Origin of the sequence: Gelidibacter pelagius (assembly GCF_017581925.1) — a bacterium.
Classification (GTDB): domain Bacteria; phylum Bacteroidota; class Bacteroidia; order Flavobacteriales; family Flavobacteriaceae; genus Gelidibacter; species Gelidibacter pelagius.
In genome coordinates, this window is the sequence record NZ_JAGEVG010000013.1 from 29,258 (window position 1) to 49,518 (window position 20,261).

Here is a 20,261-nt window from a genome sequence, read left to right on the forward strand (position 1 = left end):
TAGAATCAAGACCCTGTCTGACGGCAGGCAAGCGCTGGGCTTATAATTCCAAAAACTATCTTCAAACATCCCTTGATTAAAATGAGATTTCACAAGTATTCTCTTATAAATAGTTTTTAAAAAGTAAGGTATCATTCCCACCAGTGGGTTTTAATACCCCGAAGTTCTTGATTTAAAACACCCGTAAAAATTCAGTTAAACCAAACCGCATACCCTTGCCGACGCAGTTCCAATGCAATTTGTTTTTCAGCTTCCAAGGCTTCAGCTCTTGTAAGGAATGGATCGATATGCGTATATAAACTTGGTCTCAAGTACAAACCGTATTTTTCCACCAGAGCAGCGGATAACTTATGTCCTTTTTTATTGCGATAGCCTGTTTTATGCTGAAGGAAACGTTCTTTAGGTGTTTTGCTGGTCTGACCAACGTACAAACATTGTAGGACGCCATTAAATTGTGGGTTGGCATTCCTGAATTTGGTGTTTTCAGAATACACACGTTTGGAAAGTTCTATTACATAAATTGTATATAAGGTTTTAGCCATGTCTTTTTAGTTAAGTATTATTTGTGCCATAGTTGTTAGTCTGCCATTGCAGGTGTATTCCACCAAACAACTTGTTTTAATCTTAAATCTCAAAACACTTTTTTTATATTAAAAGTAATTAGGAATATTGCATATTCGCAATTAATCCTAAAAAATTGAGATTGCTCATTTAAAATCTGAATAAGCTTTGCCCCTCCCGGTAGTTATCGGAACCAAAGGTGGCTTATTCTCAAATTAATTAATCATTTGAGATATTTTGCTCCCTTTAGGGCGGGGCGAACCAAAAATCGGCATTGTATTTTCAGTTTTTAATTCTTATGACTAAAAGCTATTATTATAATTCCACAAAAGCAGCATCCAAATATAACAAATTCCATCTTGAAGTTTTAAACGAAAGGAGCTTGGTAGAACTATTCACTATAAGAGTTTTAAAAGATGAAAAATCCAAAAAATCCGAACTTATTGGGTTGAAATGAGGCTTAGATTTTTCGTTTCATCTATATCCACATCATTAATTTTTATTAACCGCTCCAACCATCATTAACTCTCGTTTTATTCACAATTGTTGATAACCATTTGACAACAATTTTGGGCACCCTCAAAAAGTCATATTTAAAATCGACATCTTTACACCTCAAGAAATTTTTCTAATTTTTAGCACTTATTCGTATGGAGATTACCCAGGTGATTAAAAGAGATTTCACTACAAAACTCTTTCATTTACAGAAGATTACTGATGCAATATTGAAAGCGATGACCGCTGCAAACCATGGAGGGCCTGAAGATGCGCAACGCATATCTGAGACGGTCTATGAAGCACTTTTAGACCGAAAACGATTGGATGGGAATTATATCCCTACCGTGGAGGAGGTTCAGGATTTTGTCGAAACCAAATTGATGGAAAGTGGCTTTTTTGATGTTGCAAAAGGATACATTCTTTACAGAAATCAGCAGACCCAGAGACGTAAATTGAACATTTTTGAAAAGCGTATCAATTTGAAGCCTTATGAGTATCCAGCACTCTATGAATATGTGCCGGCCATCCGACATTCGTATTGGATCCATACCGAATTTAACTTTACAAGTGACATTCAGGATTTTAAAACACGATTGACGGAAGTTGAGCGTAGTGCCATCAAAAACACCATGCTTGCCATCTCACAAATTGAGGTTGCCGTAAAGAGTTTTTGGGGCGATATTTATCACAGAATGCCAAAACCTGAAATTGGTTCTGTAGGTGCCACTTTTGCCGAAAGCGAGGTGCGCCATCATGATGCCTATTCACATCTGCTTGAAATATTAGGTCTTAACGAAGAATTTAAGAACCTCAAGAAAAAACCAGCCATCATGATGCGGGTTCAGTATTTGGAAACCGCTCTTAAAAACGCAAAAAGTGAAGATAATAAGGAATATGCAGAATCCATTTTGTTGTTCTCTCTCTTTATCGAGCACGTATCATTATTCTCCCAATTTTTGATCATTATGGCCTTCAATAAGCATAAGAATATGCTAAAAGGAATTTCTAACGTGGTTGAAGCGACTTCAAAGGAAGAGCAGATCCATGGCGATTTCGGAATTGATATCATCAAAATAATCAAAGAAGAAAATCCAGAGTGGTTTGATGAAAACTACAATAGCATGATCCAGGAAGTATGTAAGGAAGCCTTTGATTCAGAAAGCAGAATCGTGGATTGGATTTTTGAAGAAGGCGAATTGGACTTCCTTCCTAAGGCTGTAGTCAACGAATTTATTAAAAACCGATTTAACAATTCCCTTGAAAGCATAGGGATAGCAAAAATATTTGAGATAGACGAAAGCCTCATAGCACAAACAGAATGGTTTGATGACGAGATCATCGGAACCAAACACGGCGATTTCTTCGTGAAACGCTCTATCAATTACAGTAAAAGAACTCAAAGTATAACCAGTGATGACCTATTTTAAATGAACAATCTAAACCAAACCCTCGACACACAAACATCAAAAACAAATTTAGAAACTGACAACCTTGTAAACGCTCGAAAAGAAGCGCTCCAAAAAACGGGAGAAAAGAAAGCTCAAGGTTTCGAATGGCTTAATGAACACAGCCGTAACTTTTTAGCTTCGGGCTATCTAACGCCAGGCGTCACTGCAGAGGAACGTATTCGCGAAATAGCCGATAGAGCGGAACAAATATTGGGTATTCCTGGATACTCAGATAAATTTTTCGGTTATATGTCTGAAGGATTTTTCTCTTTGGCATCACCAGTTTGGTCCAATTTCGGTAAGAAAAGAGGCCTTCCCATCAGTTGTTTCGGATCGCATATTGGAGACGATATGGGCAATATTCTATACACACAATCTGAAGTAGGGATGATGTCTAAGCTTGGAGGCGGAACGTCGGGTTATTTTGGTAAAATCCGTCATCGTGGCGCTGAAGTAAAGAATAACGGACAAGCCTCTGGTGCAGTCCATATCATGCAGTTGTTTGAATCCATGGTGGATGTCGTGAGTCAAGGTTCAGTGAGACGTGGTCGTTTCTCACCGTATTTGCCAGTTGAGCATCCAGACATTATGGAGTTTTTGGAGATCGGTACGGAAGGGAATCCTATTCAGGAGTTGACCCACGGCGTGACTGTTACTAACCAATGGATGGAGGAGATGGTTGCTGGTGATGAAGCAAAACGTTCTATCTGGGCAAAAGTGCTTCAACGAAGAGGTGAAATGGGTTACCCATACATTTTCTTTAAAGACAATGCCAATAATGGTGCTGCAGATGTTTATAAAGATAAAGACCTTCCTATTTATGCTAGTAACCTGTGTACGGAAATCATGTTGCCTTCCAATGACGATTGGTCTTTTGTGTGCGTACTTTCTTCAGTGAATTTATTGCATTATGACAAGTGGAAAGATACTGACGCGGTGGAAACCATGGTTTATTTCTTAGATGCCGTTATCACCGAGTTTGTTGACAAATTGGAAGACTATCGCGATTCTGAAAGTAGAGAAGACAGACAAACCTTCTTGTTTATGGAACGTGCCTATAACTTTGCCAAGGACAATCGTGCCTTGGGACTTGGAGTATTGGGTTGGCATTCTTTGTTGCAGTCAAAAATGCTGCCTTTGAATAGCCAGAAAGCTTACGACATGAACAGTGAGATCTTTAAAGTGATCCAAGAGAAATCATATAAAGCTTCTGAAGAATTGGCTGAGTTATTTGGAGAACCAGAAGTCCTCAAAGGCTATGGCAGACGTAATGCCACTCTTAACGCTATTGCGCCAACTACATCATCGGCGTTTATTTTGGGCCAAGTATCACAAGGTATTGAGCCAATCTGGTCCAATGTGTATGTGAAAGATATTGCCAAGATCAAAACAACGATCAAAAATTCTTATTTAGAGGAATTATTGGAAGAAAAAGGTCAGAACAATGCTGATGTATGGAGAGATATCCGTAACAACGATGGCTCGGTACAGCATCTTGATTTCTTGACCGAGAACGAAAAAGATGTGTTTAAAACCTATTCGGAAATTGATCAATTAGATTTGATTTATCAAGCGGCCAACCGTCAAAATCATATTGATCAGGGCCAATCGGTGAATATCATCGTACATCCGGAAATGCCGGTTAAGGAAATCAATAAAATTCATGTTACCGCGTGGAAATTGGGATTGAAATCGCTTTATTACCAACACAGTATGAATGCCGCACAAAAGTTTGCACAGAAGAAAGATTGTGCGAGTTGCGAAGCTTAGATGTTAGTTGTAAATGATTGACATATAGTGTTATATAAGGAGTGGTTAAAGAACAGGTTCAGTATTTTCTGAGCCTGTTTTTTTTTACTTAAATTGAATGTACGCCCCATTTTTGCAATAAGGTTGGATAACGATATTTATACGTTTTTTGGAAGTCCATAATAATTTAGTCCTTCTCTTAGCTAAAGGGTTAAATATGCAATAGCAATCAAAATCAGGTGTTATAAAATGTTAAACAATAGTTTAATTGATATGCATCGTAAATAATTATTTGTATTCTTGCAAGTTGAATTCTGTATGGATGTCAGAGGAGATAGAAAACATTAATAATGCGCATAATCAATCGGTTTCAAAGAACCAGGATGCGACATTGACTTCAAAAAACAATTTAACCACGACTGAATCGGAGCCTGTTTTAAAGGCCAAAGTAGTGAAGAAAGAGTCCTTTACTGAGCGTATGAAAACGCATCGGTTTTTTCTTGTTCGTGGCATCTATTATATCTTTTATTCGATTTGGGCGATTGTGATGGCCATTGGAATGTTTATTGCTTGGTTAATTGCGATGCTCTTTATATGACAGATCGATTTCCGTTAAAGCTGTTGCATGGTTATGTACTGCTGTCATTTGCGGTGTTTTTGATCGTACAAGGTTTGAAATTCTTTTCTGTTGCCGGTCCTAATTGGATCTTCAATCATCTCAATGATTATTTGGCCATTCCAATGATTGCCACAGTATGTCTGCATGGCGTTTGGTGGATTAAAAAAGATAGGACCATTCGGCTGAATGGCTTTACAATTCTTAGTCTGGTTGCACTTTTTTCCATTGTTTTTGAGTACTATCTCCCACAGCAAGATTATCGCTATACTGGAGATATATGGGATGTGGTGTGTTACGGATTGGGAGGTTTGGTATTCTACGTCTTACAGAAAATGAAATAGGATCTCATTTTATTCCCACCATTGGGCTTCAATATTCTGAAGTTCTTGATTCGACTTTTGTAAATGTTCGATTTTAAGAAAACAGCATGCTATGGGATTGTTCAATTTCTAAGGTCCTTTTCTTTTAATCTTTTTGTTACCCGATCTAAAATGACCTTATAAAGCGGAAGGAAAAACAGCGCGCTGATTATTATTTTAAAAATATAATCGACGGTGGCAATTTCGACCAGGTTTTCTGCAAGGTACGCGTCTGAAGTTTTGTAAAAGGCAATAAAGAAAAATGTCAGTGTATCCATGAAATTCCCAAAAATACCAGAAGCCAATGGTGCATGCCACCACTGTTTATGCTGCCGAAGTTTATTGAACACGAAAATATCTAAAATCTGTCCCACCACATAAGCCGCGAAACTGGCGATGGCAATCCGTGCTACAAAAAGATCAAAGCTAAAGAAGGTATCAAATCCCAGCCAAATCCCCTGACGAAAGGCAACGGTGATGAAGTAAGAAACTGCCAAGGCCGGAAACATGGCATAAAAAACAATCCGTCGTCCCATTCGTGCGCCAAAAACACGTACGGTCAGGTCTGTAGCCAAAAAGATGAACGGAAAGGTAAACGCACCCCATGTAGCCTTGAATCCGAAAATGGAGATGGGGAACTGTACCAAGTAATTGCTTGATGCAATAATTAGAATGTGGAATCCGACCAGTAATAACACCAGTCGCGTATTTTTTATAGAGGACATAAAGCGTTTCTTAGTTTTTTAACGTGGGAGAATTTCGAACCACGTGTCCCATTTTTTGATGGAAAATTAAGGGCGCAAGATAGTTACTATTTTGATGGTTTTGGGTGGGATGGGGTTTAAAATTTAGAGTTATGGGAGGTGGGAGGTGTGAGAGGTGAGAGGTGAGAGGTGAGAGTGTGAGAGGTGAGGAATTAGGTGTTTGGGATTAGGGAAGTACAATGCCTAGATAACATTGACGGTTTTTAGTTGATTGGCAAGATGTAAATTGTAGTGCATTTCAAATTCAACTTCATCTTCAACTTCATCTTCAATTTCAACTTCAGGGTCCCCTTACTTTGATATTGGATATTCCCGTCGCTGCTTTGCTGTGGGTCTCTATAAAAGTTACGGGCAGGAGAACAGGCTGGCAAGTTTCAGGTTTTTAAATGCTTAGATAACATTGACGGTTTTTAGTTGATTGGCAAGATGTAAATTGTAGTGCATTTCAATTTCAACTTCATCTTCAATTTCAATTTCAGGGTTCTCTTACTTTGATATTGGATATTCCCGTCTCTGCTTTGCTGTGGGTCTCTATAAAAGTTACGGGCAGGCGAACAGGCTGGCAAGTTTCAGGTTTTTCAATGCTTAGATAACATTGACCGTTTTTAGTTGATTGGCAATATGTGAATTTCAACTTCAACTTCAACTCCAACCTTCCCTTACTTTGATATTGGATATTCCTGCCTTCGTTTCGGTACGGACGGGAAAGCAGGTTTCAAGTAAGTTAAAATTTGAACGAAGTAGCGTTCTGCAAAATCTGCGGGAGATAATAGTTGCTTATTAACACGTTTCAATTTCAACTTCAACTTCAATTTGATTTTGGTTACTCGTACCGTAACGACTCAACAGGATCCAGCTTAGCAGCTTTGACAGCAGGGAGCAGCCCAGCGACTACAGCAACGATAAAAGCTATGGTAAAGGCGCTAAACATGGCCAGCCAAGGTGTCGAGAACTGGAAGTCAGCAGCGGCAGAAACACCATACCCAATAAGGACGCCCAATATGATTCCAAGGATACCGCCCAATTGTCCAATGATGATGGCTTCCATAAAAAATTGTGTCGCAATGGTTTTCTTTTTGGCGCCTAAAGCTTTCCGTACGCCAATTTCTCGAGTCCGTTCCGTCACCGAAACAAACAGGATGTTCATAAGTGCAATAGAAGACCCTAAAATAGTGATCATGCTAATTACCCATGCGGCAACATAAAGATAGCCTGTGATCGACCCAATCCGGTTGATGAGATCGTCACTGCGTTCTATGCCAAAATCGTTCTCTTCTATGGGGTTTAGGTTTCTTATATTTCTAAAGGTCAAAATAGCATCATCCTGAGCGCCTTCCAGCATATCCTTTTTATCGGTCTTAACACTCAAACTGTAGTTGATATTCGGGCCTGTAAATAAGGTTCTTGCTTTTTGGATGGGAATCATCATGCGTAAATCCTGATTATTTCCAAAACTGGATCCCTTGGCTTTTAAGACCCCAATCACTCTAAACTTTGCACCTCTAACGCTGATGGTTTGACCAATCGGATTGACGTCACTCAAAATCGCTTTTGCCAAATCGCTTCCAATCACACAAAAGTTGGTGCTGTTTTCAATATCAAAATAATTGAATTCGCGACCTTCACTGACTTCCAATCCAGAATTTTGGATATAATTCTCATTAACGCCCAGAACCATCACTTCAGGATCTGACTTTTTGTTTTCGTATTTTACTTCGGCGGCTTGAGTACCCACAAAAGAAACGGATACTTGGGTGAACGGAAAGTTATACTTGTCTTCAAAATCCTTCACGTTCCTATAGGAGATAACGGGATTGATCTTCTGTACCTCTTTTCCGCTTTGACGCTGTGTGGTAAATTCGTAACGCTGAAAATTAAACGTATTGGCGCCCATCGAAGAGAAATCGCTTGAAATGGTATTCTCCAAAGCTGACACTGCACTCAAAATTCCTACCAAAGCCGTAATACCGATGGCAATGATCAGAATGGTCAAAATGGTGCGCAACAGCTGGGTACGAATGGAATTGAGGGCAATTCTAATATTCTCTCTGAATAATGAAAACATAAATGCTGGGTGTTCTGGTTATGGTTGAATGACTATAAGACTACAAACAATCAATAAAGTTACTATAAATTTGAAATAAGCGGCGTATTTTTTTGTTTCCCGAAGAGGCTTCCTTGGAAATATGTGTAATCCGTTGGAGAAATGCATACTTGTTTTTTCCCGCAGAACTCGCGGATGGCGCAGATCGTTTCGATGACCTTGTCAGAAATCTGTGTGACTGAACAATTTTTGAGTGGTCTGTGATGTATCAATAAAACTTTAGGATATACTGTCTGTTTCATTTTAAAATCCAAAACCCTCTGCGGAAACCTGCGCAATCAGCGGGAGAAATATAATTTTTGTTTCCCGCAGATCTCGCGGAGGACGCAGATCGTTTCGATGAGCTTGTCAGAAATCTGTATGACTAAACAATTTTTGAGCGGTCTGTGTTTTACCAATAAAACCTTGTGATTTACTAATTTTATTGTTTTAAAATCCAAAATTCTCTGCGGAAATCTGCGCAATCAGTGGGAGAAATATTATTTTTTTTTGTAGATCTCGCAGATGGTTCAGATGACTTTCGCAAAAATCCGCAAGTTGTTCTATATCGATATAACCTATATTTTAAATTGGAATAGCATGTAATGAATTCTGGCATTATATGAAACCTGAGCCCCCAGAGGGGCATCATCTTTGTAGAAAAGAATTTCAGATATTAAAAGCCCCATAGGGGCGACATCTATTAACTGCGGGAATCTGGAAAATCTCAGGGAGAAAAAAACACAAGGCTTTTAATGATATTTTGAATTGATAATTAATGGTATATCGTCTTAGAAATGAAAAATCCGTATATGGCATTATGAGATATCCACCTGCGCGGTAATGACGAAGGAATAAGCTAGCAATTTCTTGCTTCAAATTCCTATAATTATGATATTTTTGCAGAAGTAGAAATATTAACAAGAGATCCCCGCTTTCGCGGGAAGTGAACATGGCAAAAAAACCAAGCATCCCAAAAGGCACACGCGATTTCAATCCCGACGAAGTTGCAAAACGCAATTATATAGTTAGTACCATCCGTCAGAATTTTGAACGTTTTGGATTTCAACCTATTGAAACACCAAGTTTTGAAAATTCAGAAACCCTAATGGGCAAATACGGAGAAGAAGGCGACCGATTGATTTTCAAGATCCTGAATTCAGGGGATTTTTTGAGTAAAGCCGATCAAAAGGCTTATGATGCCAAGGATTCCACTAAAATAACCCCTTCCATTTCAGAAAAAGCACTCCGTTACGATCTTACCGTGCCGTTTGCAAGGTATGTGGTACAGCACCAAAACGAAATTGAATTCCCTTTTAAGCGCTACCAAATCCAACCTGTTTGGAGGGCTGATCGTCCGCAGAAAGGTCGCTTTAGAGAGTTTTTCCAATGTGATGCTGATGTGGTGGGATCACAGTCCTTATGGCAAGAAGTGGAATTCGTCCAATTATATGATGCTGTATTTACTGCTTTGAAATTGGAAGGCGTGACCATTAAAATCAACAATCGTAAAATCTTAGCAGGGATTGCGGAAGTGATTGGCGCGCAGGATAAGTTGATCGACTTCACCGTCGCACTTGATAAATTGGATAAAATAGGAGAGGAGAAGGTCAAGGAAGAAATGTTGGGCAAAGGGATTCCCGAATCTGGAATTGATAAATTGCAACCCTTATTCAGCTTGTCCGGAACTTTTGAATCGCAGATTGCCCAATTAAAAATGATCTTGTCCACGTCTGAAGAAGGTAAAAAAGGGATCGAAGAACTGGAGTTTATTGATAAAGCCATTTCGGAATTGAAATTGGAAACCGCAAGTTTGCAATTGGATGTGACTTTGGCTCGCGGACTCAATTATTACACCGGTGCTATTTTGGAAGTATCGGCGCCAAAAGACGTTGACATGGGGTCTATCGGGGGTGGTGGACGCTATGATGATCTTACTGGAATTTTCGGATTGAAAGACGTGAGTGGTGTGGGTATTAGTTTTGGCCTGGATCGTATTTATTTGGTTTTGGAAGCCTTGAACTTATTTCCAGAAACCATCACCAATACTGTAAAAGCCTTATTCATAAATTTTGGAGAAGAAGAAGCTATGGCCAGTATGAAAGCCATTAAAGAGCTGAGAAAAAATGGTATCAATGCCGAATTGTATCCCGATAACAAAAAAACGGTCAGACAGTTCAATTATGCCAATAAGCGCAGCATTCCAAATGTGGTTTTGGTAGGGGCATCAGAATTGGCCTCCGGAACCTATACGCTCAAAAATATGGAAACTGGGGATCAGGAGTCGGTGGATTTAGCGACTTTAGTGGAGGTGTTGAAGGTAAAATAGGGATACTGCACGGCGTTTCTCGGAGATGCACCGAACCACGCAGGGTTATGGAGTGTCACAGACGGGCGCCCTGCACTTGGAGTATTTTGCTTGAAGATAGAGTCACGGAGTATGAAGCTTATTTTATAGCTTAATTTTAAAATAGTTCCTTTAAAAAACCTCACAGGTTTTGAAAACCTGTGAGGTTTGGTTCCATAAATGCACTGCAATTTCGATAATTCTTGGTTGAAAGCTTATTGATTAAAGCAAAAATAAGCTATAGAAGTATTCGTGAAATCCGTGTAACCCACCTTAGCTGGTCGGGCAAGGTTGTGTCAAAAAAAACCGAGTATCTCCGCATAAATCCGTGTCTCAGTGTTCTGCTTTCGCAGTCGCAAAGTTGATTGTTTCAAGTTTTTATCGTTATTTTCCGTGCAGCCTCTGTGTTATCCCTGTAATTTTTTCTCGTAATTTTAGCCCATCTGATGTTTCACTCTCATATAAAAAAATCCGGGACGCTTAATTACCGCTTTTCTCCACACTATAGATGTTTTTTAAAAGATTAAATGCAAAAAATTTGTAAAGAACATTATATTATACTATACTCAGCGTTGCAAATTATTACTAAACTTATGATGATTACTACGCTTCGTTTTTCTGTAACAACAAAAAACCACAACATTTTTCATATACTACTATTTAGGCCTCTTATTGCCAGAGGCAATTACCACTGATTCTTTTAATTGTTTTTTATATTTTTTGGGAGGTCCTGATTAGAAATCTCTCCAAATTAATACATCCTATTTTTTCTCGAAAGAAGAAATCCTCTAACTATTCATTTTGAAATAAACCATTTATTATATGTCGATTAAAGTCACCAGAAAAGAAAGTGCCTCAAGATTTTTAGGACTTGTTGTAAATAAAACTGTTTTTTTAAGCGCGATTTCGGTCATTATCTTTAGCGTTGGATTTACTCTCATATTTGAGCAAGAAGCTGAACATTATTTCGGAATTGCCCAAACTTTTGTATCTGCACATGGCGGATGGATTTACACCTTAGCGGTAAATTTATTTATCGTTTTTTGTTTGTACATGGCCTTCAGCAAATTTGGAGCCATTCGTATTGGAGGTGAAAAATCAAAACCCGAGTTTAGCCTGTGGGCCTGGTTTGCGATGCTATTTAGTGCTGGAATCGGAAATGGACTCGTGCTTTTTAGTATTGCTGACCCTGTTAGGGATTTTTTGAATCCGCCGCGATTGGCAGGACAAGAACCAGCGCTCATTGCGCAAGAGGCTATTAACTTTTCTTTTCTGCATCACGGCATCCACGGTTGGGCTATTTACTCGGTGGTGGGTCTTTCATTAGCTTACTTTACCTTTAACAGAAAAATGCCACTTACTTTACGTTCCGCATTTTATCCATTATTGGGGAATAGGATCCACGGCTGGATGGGTGACCTGATAGATATTATGGCGGTCATTACAACGCTCTTCGGATTGGCTACAACCATTGGGTTTGGTGTAGGTCAGATCAATTCAGGACTTACCCATGTATTTGGCATTCCGAATGCTTTGTTTTATCAAGTTCTTATTATCCTTGGCGTCACCTTAGCAGCTACTATCTCCGCCTTTAGCGGGGTTAACAAAGGCGTTCAAATGCTGAGTAAGCTCAACGTTAGAGTAGCGTCTGCCATTTTTTTATTAGTTCTTATTTTAGGCCCTACCACGTTTATTTTTAAATCCTATATCCAAAATATAGGAAGTTATTTGGTGCACTTTGTAGATATGTCCACTTGGACGGAATCCTTACAAGGCACCGACTGGCAAAAGACACGGACCATTATGTATTGGGGATGGTGGATTTCCTGGTCGCCATTCGTTGGAACTTTCATCGCTCGGATTTCTCGGGGACGAACCATAAAAGAGTTTGTTCTTTGTGTTCTAATTTTACCTGCATTGGTGACGTTCTTATGGTTTAGTGCCTTTGGTGGGACGACCATGCGCGATATTCTTCTTGGAGATACCGCCATGATTGCTGCTGTTAATGATAATATCTCTACAGCACTTTATGTATTTTTTGACAAGTTCCCATTGGCAATGTTGCTGAAAGTATTGGGCGTGATCCTGATTTGTAGTTTTATTATTACCTCGGCAGATTCTGGAGCTTTGGTTGTCGATAGTATTACTTCGGGTGGAAAATTAAAGACTCCAAGATACCAAAGAGTGATATGGGCAGTGGCAACAGGATTGATTGCGGCAGTGTTGATGTATGGTGGTGGATTGAACGCATTACAAACCGTAGTGACCATTTCCGGCTTGCCCTTTGCCATTCTGCTGGTGATGATGTGCTTTTCACTCTATCGTGGGATTAATGAAGATTATGATAAATCAGAACGACAGGAAAAACTCCTGGAAAGGGAATCCTATAGAAAAAATATACTTGATTTGGTAAATAAGGAGCGGGAAGAGAAAAATTTGAAAAAAATTGACCCTGAAACCCAGCCTAAAAAGAAACCAAATATAACTGATATTTAAGCGTTTGAGATCAACTCTATGAATACGATTTAAAAAACTAAAGTAATCCTTAAAAAAATCAAATGACAAAGAAAATAAAATTAGAAAACAATTTAAAACTGATGGTAGCTTTAGACCTTACTGAAATGGATCCCATTTTGTTAGGTTACGTTAGTTTTCTTTGTGAAGTGTGGAATATTGAGCATTTATATTTCACCCATAATATCAAACAATATAAATTATACGATCTCTACGATGAGTTCCTCGAAGAAGGGATTACGGTAGAAGACATTGTAGATAGAGGCTTGGAAAGATCCATTCAAAGGCATTATACAGCTTCTGTCCCGCATACGATATTAATTACTTCTGATGACTATACGGAGAGCATTCTGACCCATCTCGCCAAAGAGTATAAGATTGATATTATGGTCACCGGTAATAAAGATGAACTGCAGGGCACTGGCGCTTTGAGTCAAAAATTGGTGCGGATGCTCGATGCCCATGTACTACTGGTTCCCGAGGAGGCCAAGCATAGAATGGAAAATGTATTGGTTCCGACCGATTTTAGTTCTGCTTCGGCAAAATGCTTTAAAGTTGCCGACAGTTTGGTCGAACGCTCTGGTGGAAATATAGAAGGATTGCATGTTTATAATATTCCTTCCTTTTTCTTCCCATATATCAACACAGAAAAGGCGATTGATAAAACCAAGCTCCATCTTAAGGAGAAAGTGAAACACTTCCGAAAGAAATTTAAACTTCGTGAAGAACTTCCGTTTCGATATACGGATAGGGAAGGCCTTTCAGTAGTTGAAGCAATTGAACTTCACGCAGAAAAAGGCGATTTTGATATTGTCGTGGTCTCGGCTCGAGGTGGAAATAATATCACCTCATTATTTGTGGGAAGTGTCACCAACGATTTATTGATTAGAAATCGAAAAATGCCGCTATTGGTGATACGGTAAGTTGATTTTTTGAATTTTATTACAATCAATGCCTCTTTAGATAGTATCTGGAGAGGCATTTTATCATTCGCATCGAAAATTTCTATAATTATATCATATAAATCAACGAACTTAAATCTATTGATTATCTGATAGTTACATTAGTTTCAATCAGGAAGCAACCTGTTTTTTATAATAAATCAGGAATTTAATGCTAAATTAATTCAAAATAATGGGGTAACAAATTTGTCTTTTCGTGTATATCATCATGAAAGCACCAATCAGATGTGTGATTGGTGTGATTTTTTAACTTAAACACGAATACAAATGAAAAAGTCATTATTTATTTTAGTTTGCCTATTTACTTTTCAGAGTTATGGACAACAAAAAATGAACCCAAAAAACCAAGGTTCAACAGAGACAGAGATTAAAGAAAAATTGGCCCAAGAACCCACAAGAGATGTTGTTCGACAAGAAAGGTGTCCAGTAGAAGGCTATAATTTAACCCTCTATAGTGATAAGGCCACGAATACAGGTGTTAGTGAAAAACGTTATATTGATGTCGTTGGTGTCAGAAAACAATTTTACGCAACAGCAGCACAAATAGCAGTGCTTCCTAATTTCTCAGGTCTTCCTCACCCTTCTGGCGATGCTGTGACATATAATGGTGCCAACGGTTACTTATCTGTGGAGAATGTAGCAACTATTGATCCACTAAAAAACTATTGTGATAGAAATGGGAATCGACTTATTCCGGCAAATGGTACTATCTATAGAGTTTTTATGGGAAGTAATCATTCTGAATGGTCAGGGACTGTAACTATTACGAGCGGGAGCCATCTCGATAGTGCAAGCATTTGGTTATTGGTAAAGACCTATAATGACAAAAGATTTTTTGTTGGATCAGAAAGAGTCCCACAAAAATGCCTCAGTGGTTGCTATAACGGAGGTGGCGGTGGGGTTGGACCAAGTGAACCAGACGGGACGCCTACTACATGGGTAGATGCCTCTGGAGTGGAACATGATTGGTTTGATGACGAAGAAGGTCAGGATGGCGGAGTGGGCAATCCAAATGGTAAGATTGACAATGCTGTACTTTATGAAAATATTTCTTTGGTTACAGGCGGCGTTTATAATCCAATGGGAGATGATGTGAAGAATGATGGCTATGTCAACCAAATGTATGGGGCGGAATTAGGCGCTTATATTCCAGTAACCAGGGAGCGCTCGATTTCTTATGGAGTCTATATATCGGGTGATTATATGGCGTCAAATAAAGATGGATTCAGGGAAAAGCCCAAAGGCTATGAAGTTGCTGGGATGCCTTCTTCAGTAAAACGCAATAACGAAAGTTCCATAAAACAATCTTTAATGATGTTTGGTGTTGGACCCCAAATTAACTTTGGTTTTGGAAGTAAGGCAGCAGTAAGCGCAATTCTTCAAGGAGGATTGGCTTCATTCAAACAAGATGAATTTTCCTTTATCCAACAATTTCAGGAAGGAGATTCTAAAATTCCTGTGCAACTATTCAATCAAAAGGAAACAAAGAGCAGCAGTTTTTTCTGGATCCCAAGGTTGAGAATGACTTATGCGATATCTTCCAAAATCGGAATATGGGCAGAAGGAAATTATATCATGGGCAAAATCAAGGCGAACCAGACGCAGTTAAATCCAGGGGATCCAGCACGTGATGACGGCACCTATACTTTTGGACAAGTCAACGGAGGCAGGCAAGTGGAGCGATCTAATGATTATGACTTGAAAGGAGTCGGAATAGGCGTCGGAATAATAATCAATCTATCTAAATAGAAGATGTAAATATCATCGTTAATATTTTAATTTACTTAATTTTTTAAAACCGACCTCTTTTTAGAGGTTGGTTTTTTATTATTGATATAGGAAATAGAAGTCGAAACATGCACTAATTAGCTCTTTTGAGACTCGGAGTGTCGATCTTATAATCCTGTAGCTTATGAGTTGTTTTGTCAATACTGACCCATATCATGTATTTAGAAAAAACTCCTACTTATATTTGAATCAATCACCTATAATTAAATGTCCAAGCCAAACTCCTTTTTAGATCGCACAAAATCGTTTTTCGCTGAAATAGGTGATATGACTTTTTTTGTCGGTAGGTTTTTTAGGGAATTGTTCAGTAAGCCTTTTGAGTTTAGGGAACTGCTCCGGCAATGTTACAATATGGGCAACCGGTCCTTGTTTTTGGTGATCGTCACCGGATTTATTTTAGGTCTGGTTTTTACACTTCAATCGCGACCTACTTTGATGCAATTTGGAGCGGAGTCTTGGATGCCGTCCATGATCAGTTTGTCCATTGTTAGAGAGATTGGCCCGGTGATTATTGCGTTGATCTGTGCCGGAAGGATCGGATCAGGGATAGGCGCAGAGATTGGATCGATGCGGGTGACCGAGCAGATTGATGCCATGGAAGTTTCAGGTACCAATCCGTTTAAATATTTGGTAGTCACCCGGATTCTTGCCGTCACGCTCATGTTGCCTTTATTAGTGATTTTGGGTGATGCCGTCGCGCTTGTAGGTTCTGCCATTGTGGAAAACTTAAAGGGAGGGGTGTCCTACACGCTTTATTTCAATCAGGTTTTTGACGCCTTGAAATTTAGTGATGTTTTCCCCGCAACGGTCAAAACTTTTTTCTTTGGATTTGCGATTGGTCTTATGGGTACCTATAAAGGCTATAATTGCGCCAAAGGAACCGTTGGCGTGGGAGAGGCATCAAACTCAGCAGTGGTTTACACCTCCATGTTGCTGTTTATTATTGACTTTATCGCCGTTTTTGTAACCGATATATTTTACACACTATAAATGAATTCCGAAGAAAATAAAAAACCCGTATTAGAACTGAAAGACATTAAAAAGAGCTTTGGTGACAACCATGTGCTCAAGGGATTCAGTCTGACACTCCATGAAGGGGAAAACCTCGTCATCATGGGGAAATCGGGTTCTGGAAAATCGGTGATGGTAAAATGTATTGTGGGTTTGATCCAGCCTGATAGCGGCAGTATTAGGATCAAGGATCAGGATATTATCACCATGGGTCAAAAGGAATTGGATTTTTTACGGACTGAAATCGGCTATCTTTTCCAAGGAAGTGCCTTATACGATTCAATGACGGTTCGAGAAAATCTGGAGTTTCCACTTCGGCGGCATAAGGATAAGATCAAAGACTTTAAGGGGACTGAAGCATCGGTTCACGAAGCGCTTAAAAGTGTCGGGCTTTTGGACGCCATAGACAGGATGCCTGCAGAATTGTCGGGCGGAATGCAACGCAGGGTGGCCTTGGCAAGAGCACTGATTCTGAAGCCTAAAATCATTATGTACGATGAACCCACAACGGGATTGGACCCAATTACGGCAAATGAAATCATTCAGCTCATGCGAAGCATTCAAAAAGAATATAACACCTCATCATTAATCATTACACACGATGTGGATTGCGCACGTGTTATTTCAAACCGGATGATCTTATTGGTCGATGGCATCAATTATGCCGAGGGCACCTTTGAGGAGCTTTCAAATTCGAACGATCCACAGACCAGAGCATTTTTTAAAAATTAAATTTTATGGCAAAATCAAATTCACAAAAAATAAGAGTCGGAATTTTTGTGGTCGTGGGCACAATAATTCTCGTGGGTGCCCTATATTTTATAGGATCGCGACAGCATATATTTACCAAGAACATTCAATTATATTCCGTTTTTGATAATGTAAACGGCCTCATATTAGGGAATAATGTGCGCTACTCTGGCATTAATGTTGGGACGGTGACCAAAATCGAGATGACCGAAGTCGGTAAGATCACTATCGAGATGACGGTGGAGGAAAAAGCGGCATATTTCATTAAAAAGGATGCTGTTGCATCCATCAGTTCAGATGGTTTGGTTGGGAGCATGGTAGTGAATATCACTCCTGGAGATCAACAGCAAGAAGTAAATGTGGTGGCTGGAGATTATATTCAGGCATCCAGTAAAGTGGGCATGGACGATATGCTGGTAACCTTGGGCGCTACCAGTGAGAACCTATCAAGAATAACCAATCAAATCCTACTGGGTGAAGGCGCCTTAGGGGTGTTGATTAACGACACGATCATGGCACAGAACATACAACAAACGCTTGTGGAGCTCAGAAAAACTTCCGAAGGCACTGGTTTGGCCATGGCTAAGATCAATCAGATCATCTCCAAAATCAATTTTGATGACAGTGCTGCTGCGGTTATTTTAAGCGATACCGCCGCCGCCAATCAAATCAGAAAGGTGTTTGCCAACTTAGAAACCTCTAGCGAAGATGTCAATGTTATCACCAAAAACTTGGATGCTTATATATCGGAAATAAAATCAGGAAAGGGCGCTCTCAATCATCTTACGCAAGATGAAGCTTTCGTAAAGGAAATAGATTCTACAATGATTCAGATAAAGGAAGCATCAGAAAAACTAAATGAAAACATGGAGGCCTTGCAGCATAACTTCTTTTTTCGTGGTTATTTTAAGAAAAAAGCACGCCAAGAACGGAAGGAAGCCAAGAAGAATGAGTAGGTTTCCTCTTGCTTATGGATTTTAATGCCCTGAAGAACTCGATTAACGACTTCAAATAAATTTCAGGATATCTGCTGAGGTTGAATTCGATATAATCAGCTTGTGACCTATGGATCGACCCACACTAATCTAATTTAAACGGCTATCGGATGGATGCCCCAACGATTTTTATTTGCTTGGGCAAAATCGGATTTATATTTCGCCGGAATGGCTTCTTCATTGAGCATTGTTCCTGCTTTTATGGATGGAAAAAGTTCTTCATAAGTAATCATGGCATTCAGTGAGACCCGTCGATAAATATGGGATCGGGTTAGGTTTTTTGCTTCATCCAAACCGGTTGCGCCCAAGAGTTCAACAAAGTTTTTTATTGTCTTTTCATGATAATTTGCCACACGGACCTTTTTGTCTTCAGGAACCAAACCTATCGTCAACCTTGGGTCCTGTGTGGTGATTCCTGTGGGACACTTATTGGTGTTGCACAACAGCGCTTGAATACAGCCCAAGGCCATTTTCATACCACGAGCCTGATAACATCCGTCGGCTCCCAAGGCAATGGCACGTGCCACATGAAAGGCAGAGGTGATTTTACCAGAGGCAATAAGTTTGATGTGTTTCCGTATATCCAATCCATTGAGAATATTATGGACAAAATCAAGACCGTCAATCAACGGGGCACCGACATAGTTACTGAACTCCGGTGGTGCGGCGCCCGTGCCTCCTTCGCCACCATCTACAGCAATATAGTCAGGATAGATATCCAGGTCCAACATGGCTTGACAAATGGATATAAATTCGCTTTTATAACCAATACACAACTTAAATCCAACGGGTTTTCCGCCAGATAAATCTCTTAGTTTTTGAATGAACTCCACCATTTCAATTGGTGAGTTAAAAGCGGAATGGTAGGGCGGGGAGTTGACTCTGGTATGTGGTTTAATGTGTCGGATTCGTGCAATTTCCTCTGAGTTTTTCTCGGCCGGTAAAATGCCGCCATGGCCAGGTTTGGCACCTTGTGAAATTTTGAGTTCAATCATTTTGACGTGGGGATGTTTTGCTTTTTCAGCAAATAGTTCCGGATTGAATTTTCCTTCTTCATCCCGACATCCAAAATAAGCGGTACCGATTTGCCAAATCAAATCGCCGCCATGCTTTAAATGATAATCACTCAAACCACCCTCGCCAGTATTATGGGCAAAGTTCCCAATTTTAGCACCGGCATTCAAGGCCTCAACGGCATTTCCACTAATGGCACCGAAACTCATGGCTGAAATATTTAAAATACTGGCGGAGTAAGGGTGTTTACAATCCTTGTTTCCGATCAGAAACCGGGGATCATGATCTAAGGTCTCAAAAGGTTTTGGCGCGATAGAGTGGCAAATCCATTCATAGCCTTCTGCATAGAGATCCAGCTGGGTGCCAAACGGAATCGTATCCCGAACGCCTTTTGCCCTTTGATAAACCGTGGAGCGGTCAACGCGATTAAAAGGACGGCCATCAATATCGGATTCAATAAAATACTGATACATTTTTGGTCGTAAATCTTCCAGCAAATAGCGTAGCCTCCCTACGACGGGATAATTTCGCATAATGGTATGTCGGGTTTGAAACATATCATAATATCCCAAAATGGTTAGGCCTAAAACAATGGCAAAAAGCACATACCAGTTTGGACTTAAAAAAATGGCTAGGGCGAGAGTGATCAAGAGCGAGGCACTTGATAGGATACAAAAGTTGGTGCGCATAACAGAATTTTTTAGTCTCACCGCCCTATTTTAAGCATCTATAGAGCGCTTAGGTGAATTTTTAATAATTCTTTTAATACTGAGTGTAAATTACGAAATATAAAGATGAT

15 protein-coding genes and 1 riboswitch are annotated in these 20,261 nt (G+C 39.6%); of the genes, 11 read left to right on the forward strand and 4 right to left on the reverse strand.

What is annotated here, in order from left to right; genetic code table 11:
* Positions 1 to 191: 191 nt before the first annotated feature.
* Positions 192 to 542, reverse strand: a complete 351-nt coding sequence (locus J4051_RS11785) for a GIY-YIG nuclease family protein (protein WP_208234076.1) — start codon at positions 540 to 542, stop codon at positions 192 to 194.
* A gap of 669 nt (positions 543 to 1,211) precedes the next feature.
* Here J4051_RS11785 and J4051_RS11790 point away from each other — a divergent pair.
* The 4 genes from J4051_RS11790 to J4051_RS11805 all read left to right on the forward strand — a co-directional run bounded on the left by J4051_RS11790 (position 1,212) and on the right by J4051_RS11805 (position 5,216).
* Positions 1,212 to 2,486, forward strand: coding sequence for a ribonucleotide-diphosphate reductase subunit beta (locus J4051_RS11790; RefSeq protein WP_208234077.1), 1,275 nt, complete (start codon positions 1,212 to 1,214; stop codon positions 2,484 to 2,486).
* The gene (locus J4051_RS11795) at positions 2,487 to 4,277 is read left to right on the forward strand and encodes a ribonucleoside-diphosphate reductase subunit alpha (RefSeq protein ID WP_208234078.1); all 1,791 of its coding nucleotides are present in this window, start codon (positions 2,487 to 2,489) and stop codon (positions 4,275 to 4,277) included.
* Between the two features lie 301 nt (positions 4,278 to 4,578).
* Positions 4,579 to 4,854, forward strand: a complete 276-nt coding sequence (locus tag J4051_RS11800) for a hypothetical protein (protein WP_208234079.1) — start codon at positions 4,579 to 4,581, stop codon at positions 4,852 to 4,854.
* Positions 4,851 to 5,216: a hypothetical protein gene (locus J4051_RS11805; protein ID WP_208234080.1), complete on the forward strand. Its 366-nt coding sequence runs from the start codon at positions 4,851 to 4,853 to the stop codon at positions 5,214 to 5,216. The genes J4051_RS11800 and J4051_RS11805 overlap by 4 nt, the downstream gene beginning before the upstream one ends.
* 101 nt (positions 5,217 to 5,317) lie before the next feature.
* Here J4051_RS11805 and J4051_RS11810 read toward each other — a convergent pair whose 3' ends face one another.
* Both J4051_RS11810 and J4051_RS11815 read right to left on the reverse strand, forming a co-directional pair.
* Complete coding sequence (locus tag J4051_RS11810; RefSeq protein ID WP_208234081.1) at positions 5,318 to 5,959, reverse strand: 7-cyano-7-deazaguanine/7-aminomethyl-7-deazaguanine transporter; 642 nt, start codon at positions 5,957 to 5,959, stop codon at positions 5,318 to 5,320.
* Between the two features lie 4 nt (positions 5,960 to 5,963).
* Positions 5,964 to 6,008: riboswitch (PreQ1 riboswitch) on the reverse strand.
* Between the two features lie 813 nt (positions 6,009 to 6,821).
* Positions 6,822 to 8,063, reverse strand: a complete 1,242-nt coding sequence (locus J4051_RS11815) for an ABC transporter permease (RefSeq protein ID WP_208234082.1) — start codon at positions 8,061 to 8,063, stop codon at positions 6,822 to 6,824.
* Between the two features lie 970 nt (positions 8,064 to 9,033).
* Between J4051_RS11815 and hisS the strand changes: the two genes are divergently transcribed.
* The 7 genes from hisS to J4051_RS11850 all read left to right on the forward strand — a co-directional run bounded on the left by hisS (position 9,034) and on the right by J4051_RS11850 (position 18,409).
* Positions 9,034 to 10,410 (forward strand): histidine--tRNA ligase, encoded by a 1,377-nt coding sequence (hisS, locus tag J4051_RS11820; RefSeq protein WP_208234083.1) that lies wholly within the window; start codon positions 9,034 to 9,036, stop codon positions 10,408 to 10,410.
* Between the two features lie 840 nt (positions 10,411 to 11,250).
* The gene (locus J4051_RS11825; RefSeq protein ID WP_208234084.1) at positions 11,251 to 12,924 is read left to right on the forward strand and encodes a BCCT family transporter; all 1,674 of its coding nucleotides are present in this window, start codon (positions 11,251 to 11,253) and stop codon (positions 12,922 to 12,924) included.
* A gap of 62 nt (positions 12,925 to 12,986) precedes the next feature.
* Positions 12,987 to 13,865: a universal stress protein gene (locus J4051_RS11830; protein WP_208234085.1), complete on the forward strand. Its 879-nt coding sequence runs from the start codon at positions 12,987 to 12,989 to the stop codon at positions 13,863 to 13,865.
* 306 nt (positions 13,866 to 14,171) lie between these two features.
* On the forward strand, positions 14,172 to 15,653 hold the full coding sequence (locus J4051_RS11835) for a hypothetical protein (RefSeq protein ID WP_208234086.1): 1,482 nt from the start codon (positions 14,172 to 14,174) through the stop codon (positions 15,651 to 15,653).
* 246 nt (positions 15,654 to 15,899) lie between these two features.
* The gene (locus J4051_RS11840; RefSeq protein ID WP_208234087.1) at positions 15,900 to 16,682 is read left to right on the forward strand and encodes an MlaE family ABC transporter permease; all 783 of its coding nucleotides are present in this window, start codon (positions 15,900 to 15,902) and stop codon (positions 16,680 to 16,682) included.
* A complete protein-coding gene (locus J4051_RS11845; protein ID WP_208234088.1) occupies positions 16,683 to 17,435 on the forward strand; it encodes an ABC transporter ATP-binding protein in 753 nt (250 codons plus the stop codon).
* A 5-nt stretch (positions 17,436 to 17,440) separates the two neighbouring features.
* Positions 17,441 to 18,409 (forward strand): MlaD family protein, encoded by a 969-nt coding sequence (locus J4051_RS11850; RefSeq protein WP_208234089.1) that lies wholly within the window; start codon positions 17,441 to 17,443, stop codon positions 18,407 to 18,409.
* A 134-nt stretch (positions 18,410 to 18,543) separates the two neighbouring features.
* Here the strand turns inward: J4051_RS11850 and J4051_RS11855 are convergent, their stop codons facing one another.
* Positions 18,544 to 20,151 (reverse strand): FMN-binding glutamate synthase family protein, encoded by a 1,608-nt coding sequence (locus J4051_RS11855; protein ID WP_208234090.1) that lies wholly within the window; start codon positions 20,149 to 20,151, stop codon positions 18,544 to 18,546.
* Positions 20,152 to 20,261 lie beyond the last annotated feature (110 nt).

Coding starts and splice junctions, on each gene's coding strand:
- J4051_RS11785 (WP_208234076.1), bottom strand. CDS start 542: ATGGCTAAAACCTTATATACAATTTATGTAATAGAACTTTCCAAACGT.
- J4051_RS11790 (WP_208234077.1), top strand. CDS start 1,212: ATGGAGATTACCCAGGTGATTAAAAGAGATTTCACTACAAAACTCTTT.
- J4051_RS11795 (WP_208234078.1), top strand. CDS start 2,487: ATGAACAATCTAAACCAAACCCTCGACACACAAACATCAAAAACAAAT.
- J4051_RS11800 (WP_208234079.1), top strand. CDS start 4,579: ATGTCAGAGGAGATAGAAAACATTAATAATGCGCATAATCAATCGGTT.
- J4051_RS11805 (WP_208234080.1), top strand. CDS start 4,851: ATGACAGATCGATTTCCGTTAAAGCTGTTGCATGGTTATGTACTGCTG.
- J4051_RS11810 (WP_208234081.1), bottom strand. CDS start 5,959: ATGTCCTCTATAAAAAATACGCGACTGGTGTTATTACTGGTCGGATTC.
- J4051_RS11815 (WP_208234082.1), bottom strand. CDS start 8,063: ATGTTTTCATTATTCAGAGAGAATATTAGAATTGCCCTCAATTCCATT.
- hisS (WP_208234083.1), top strand. CDS start 9,034: ATGGCAAAAAAACCAAGCATCCCAAAAGGCACACGCGATTTCAATCCC.
- J4051_RS11825 (WP_208234084.1), top strand. CDS start 11,251: ATGTCGATTAAAGTCACCAGAAAAGAAAGTGCCTCAAGATTTTTAGGA.
- J4051_RS11830 (WP_208234085.1), top strand. CDS start 12,987: ATGACAAAGAAAATAAAATTAGAAAACAATTTAAAACTGATGGTAGCT.
- J4051_RS11835 (WP_208234086.1), top strand. CDS start 14,172: ATGAAAAAGTCATTATTTATTTTAGTTTGCCTATTTACTTTTCAGAGT.
- J4051_RS11840 (WP_208234087.1), top strand. CDS start 15,900: ATGTCCAAGCCAAACTCCTTTTTAGATCGCACAAAATCGTTTTTCGCT.
- J4051_RS11845 (WP_208234088.1), top strand. CDS start 16,683: ATGAATTCCGAAGAAAATAAAAAACCCGTATTAGAACTGAAAGACATT.
- J4051_RS11850 (WP_208234089.1), top strand. CDS start 17,441: ATGGCAAAATCAAATTCACAAAAAATAAGAGTCGGAATTTTTGTGGTC.
- J4051_RS11855 (WP_208234090.1), bottom strand. CDS start 20,151: ATGCGCACCAACTTTTGTATCCTATCAAGTGCCTCGCTCTTGATCACT.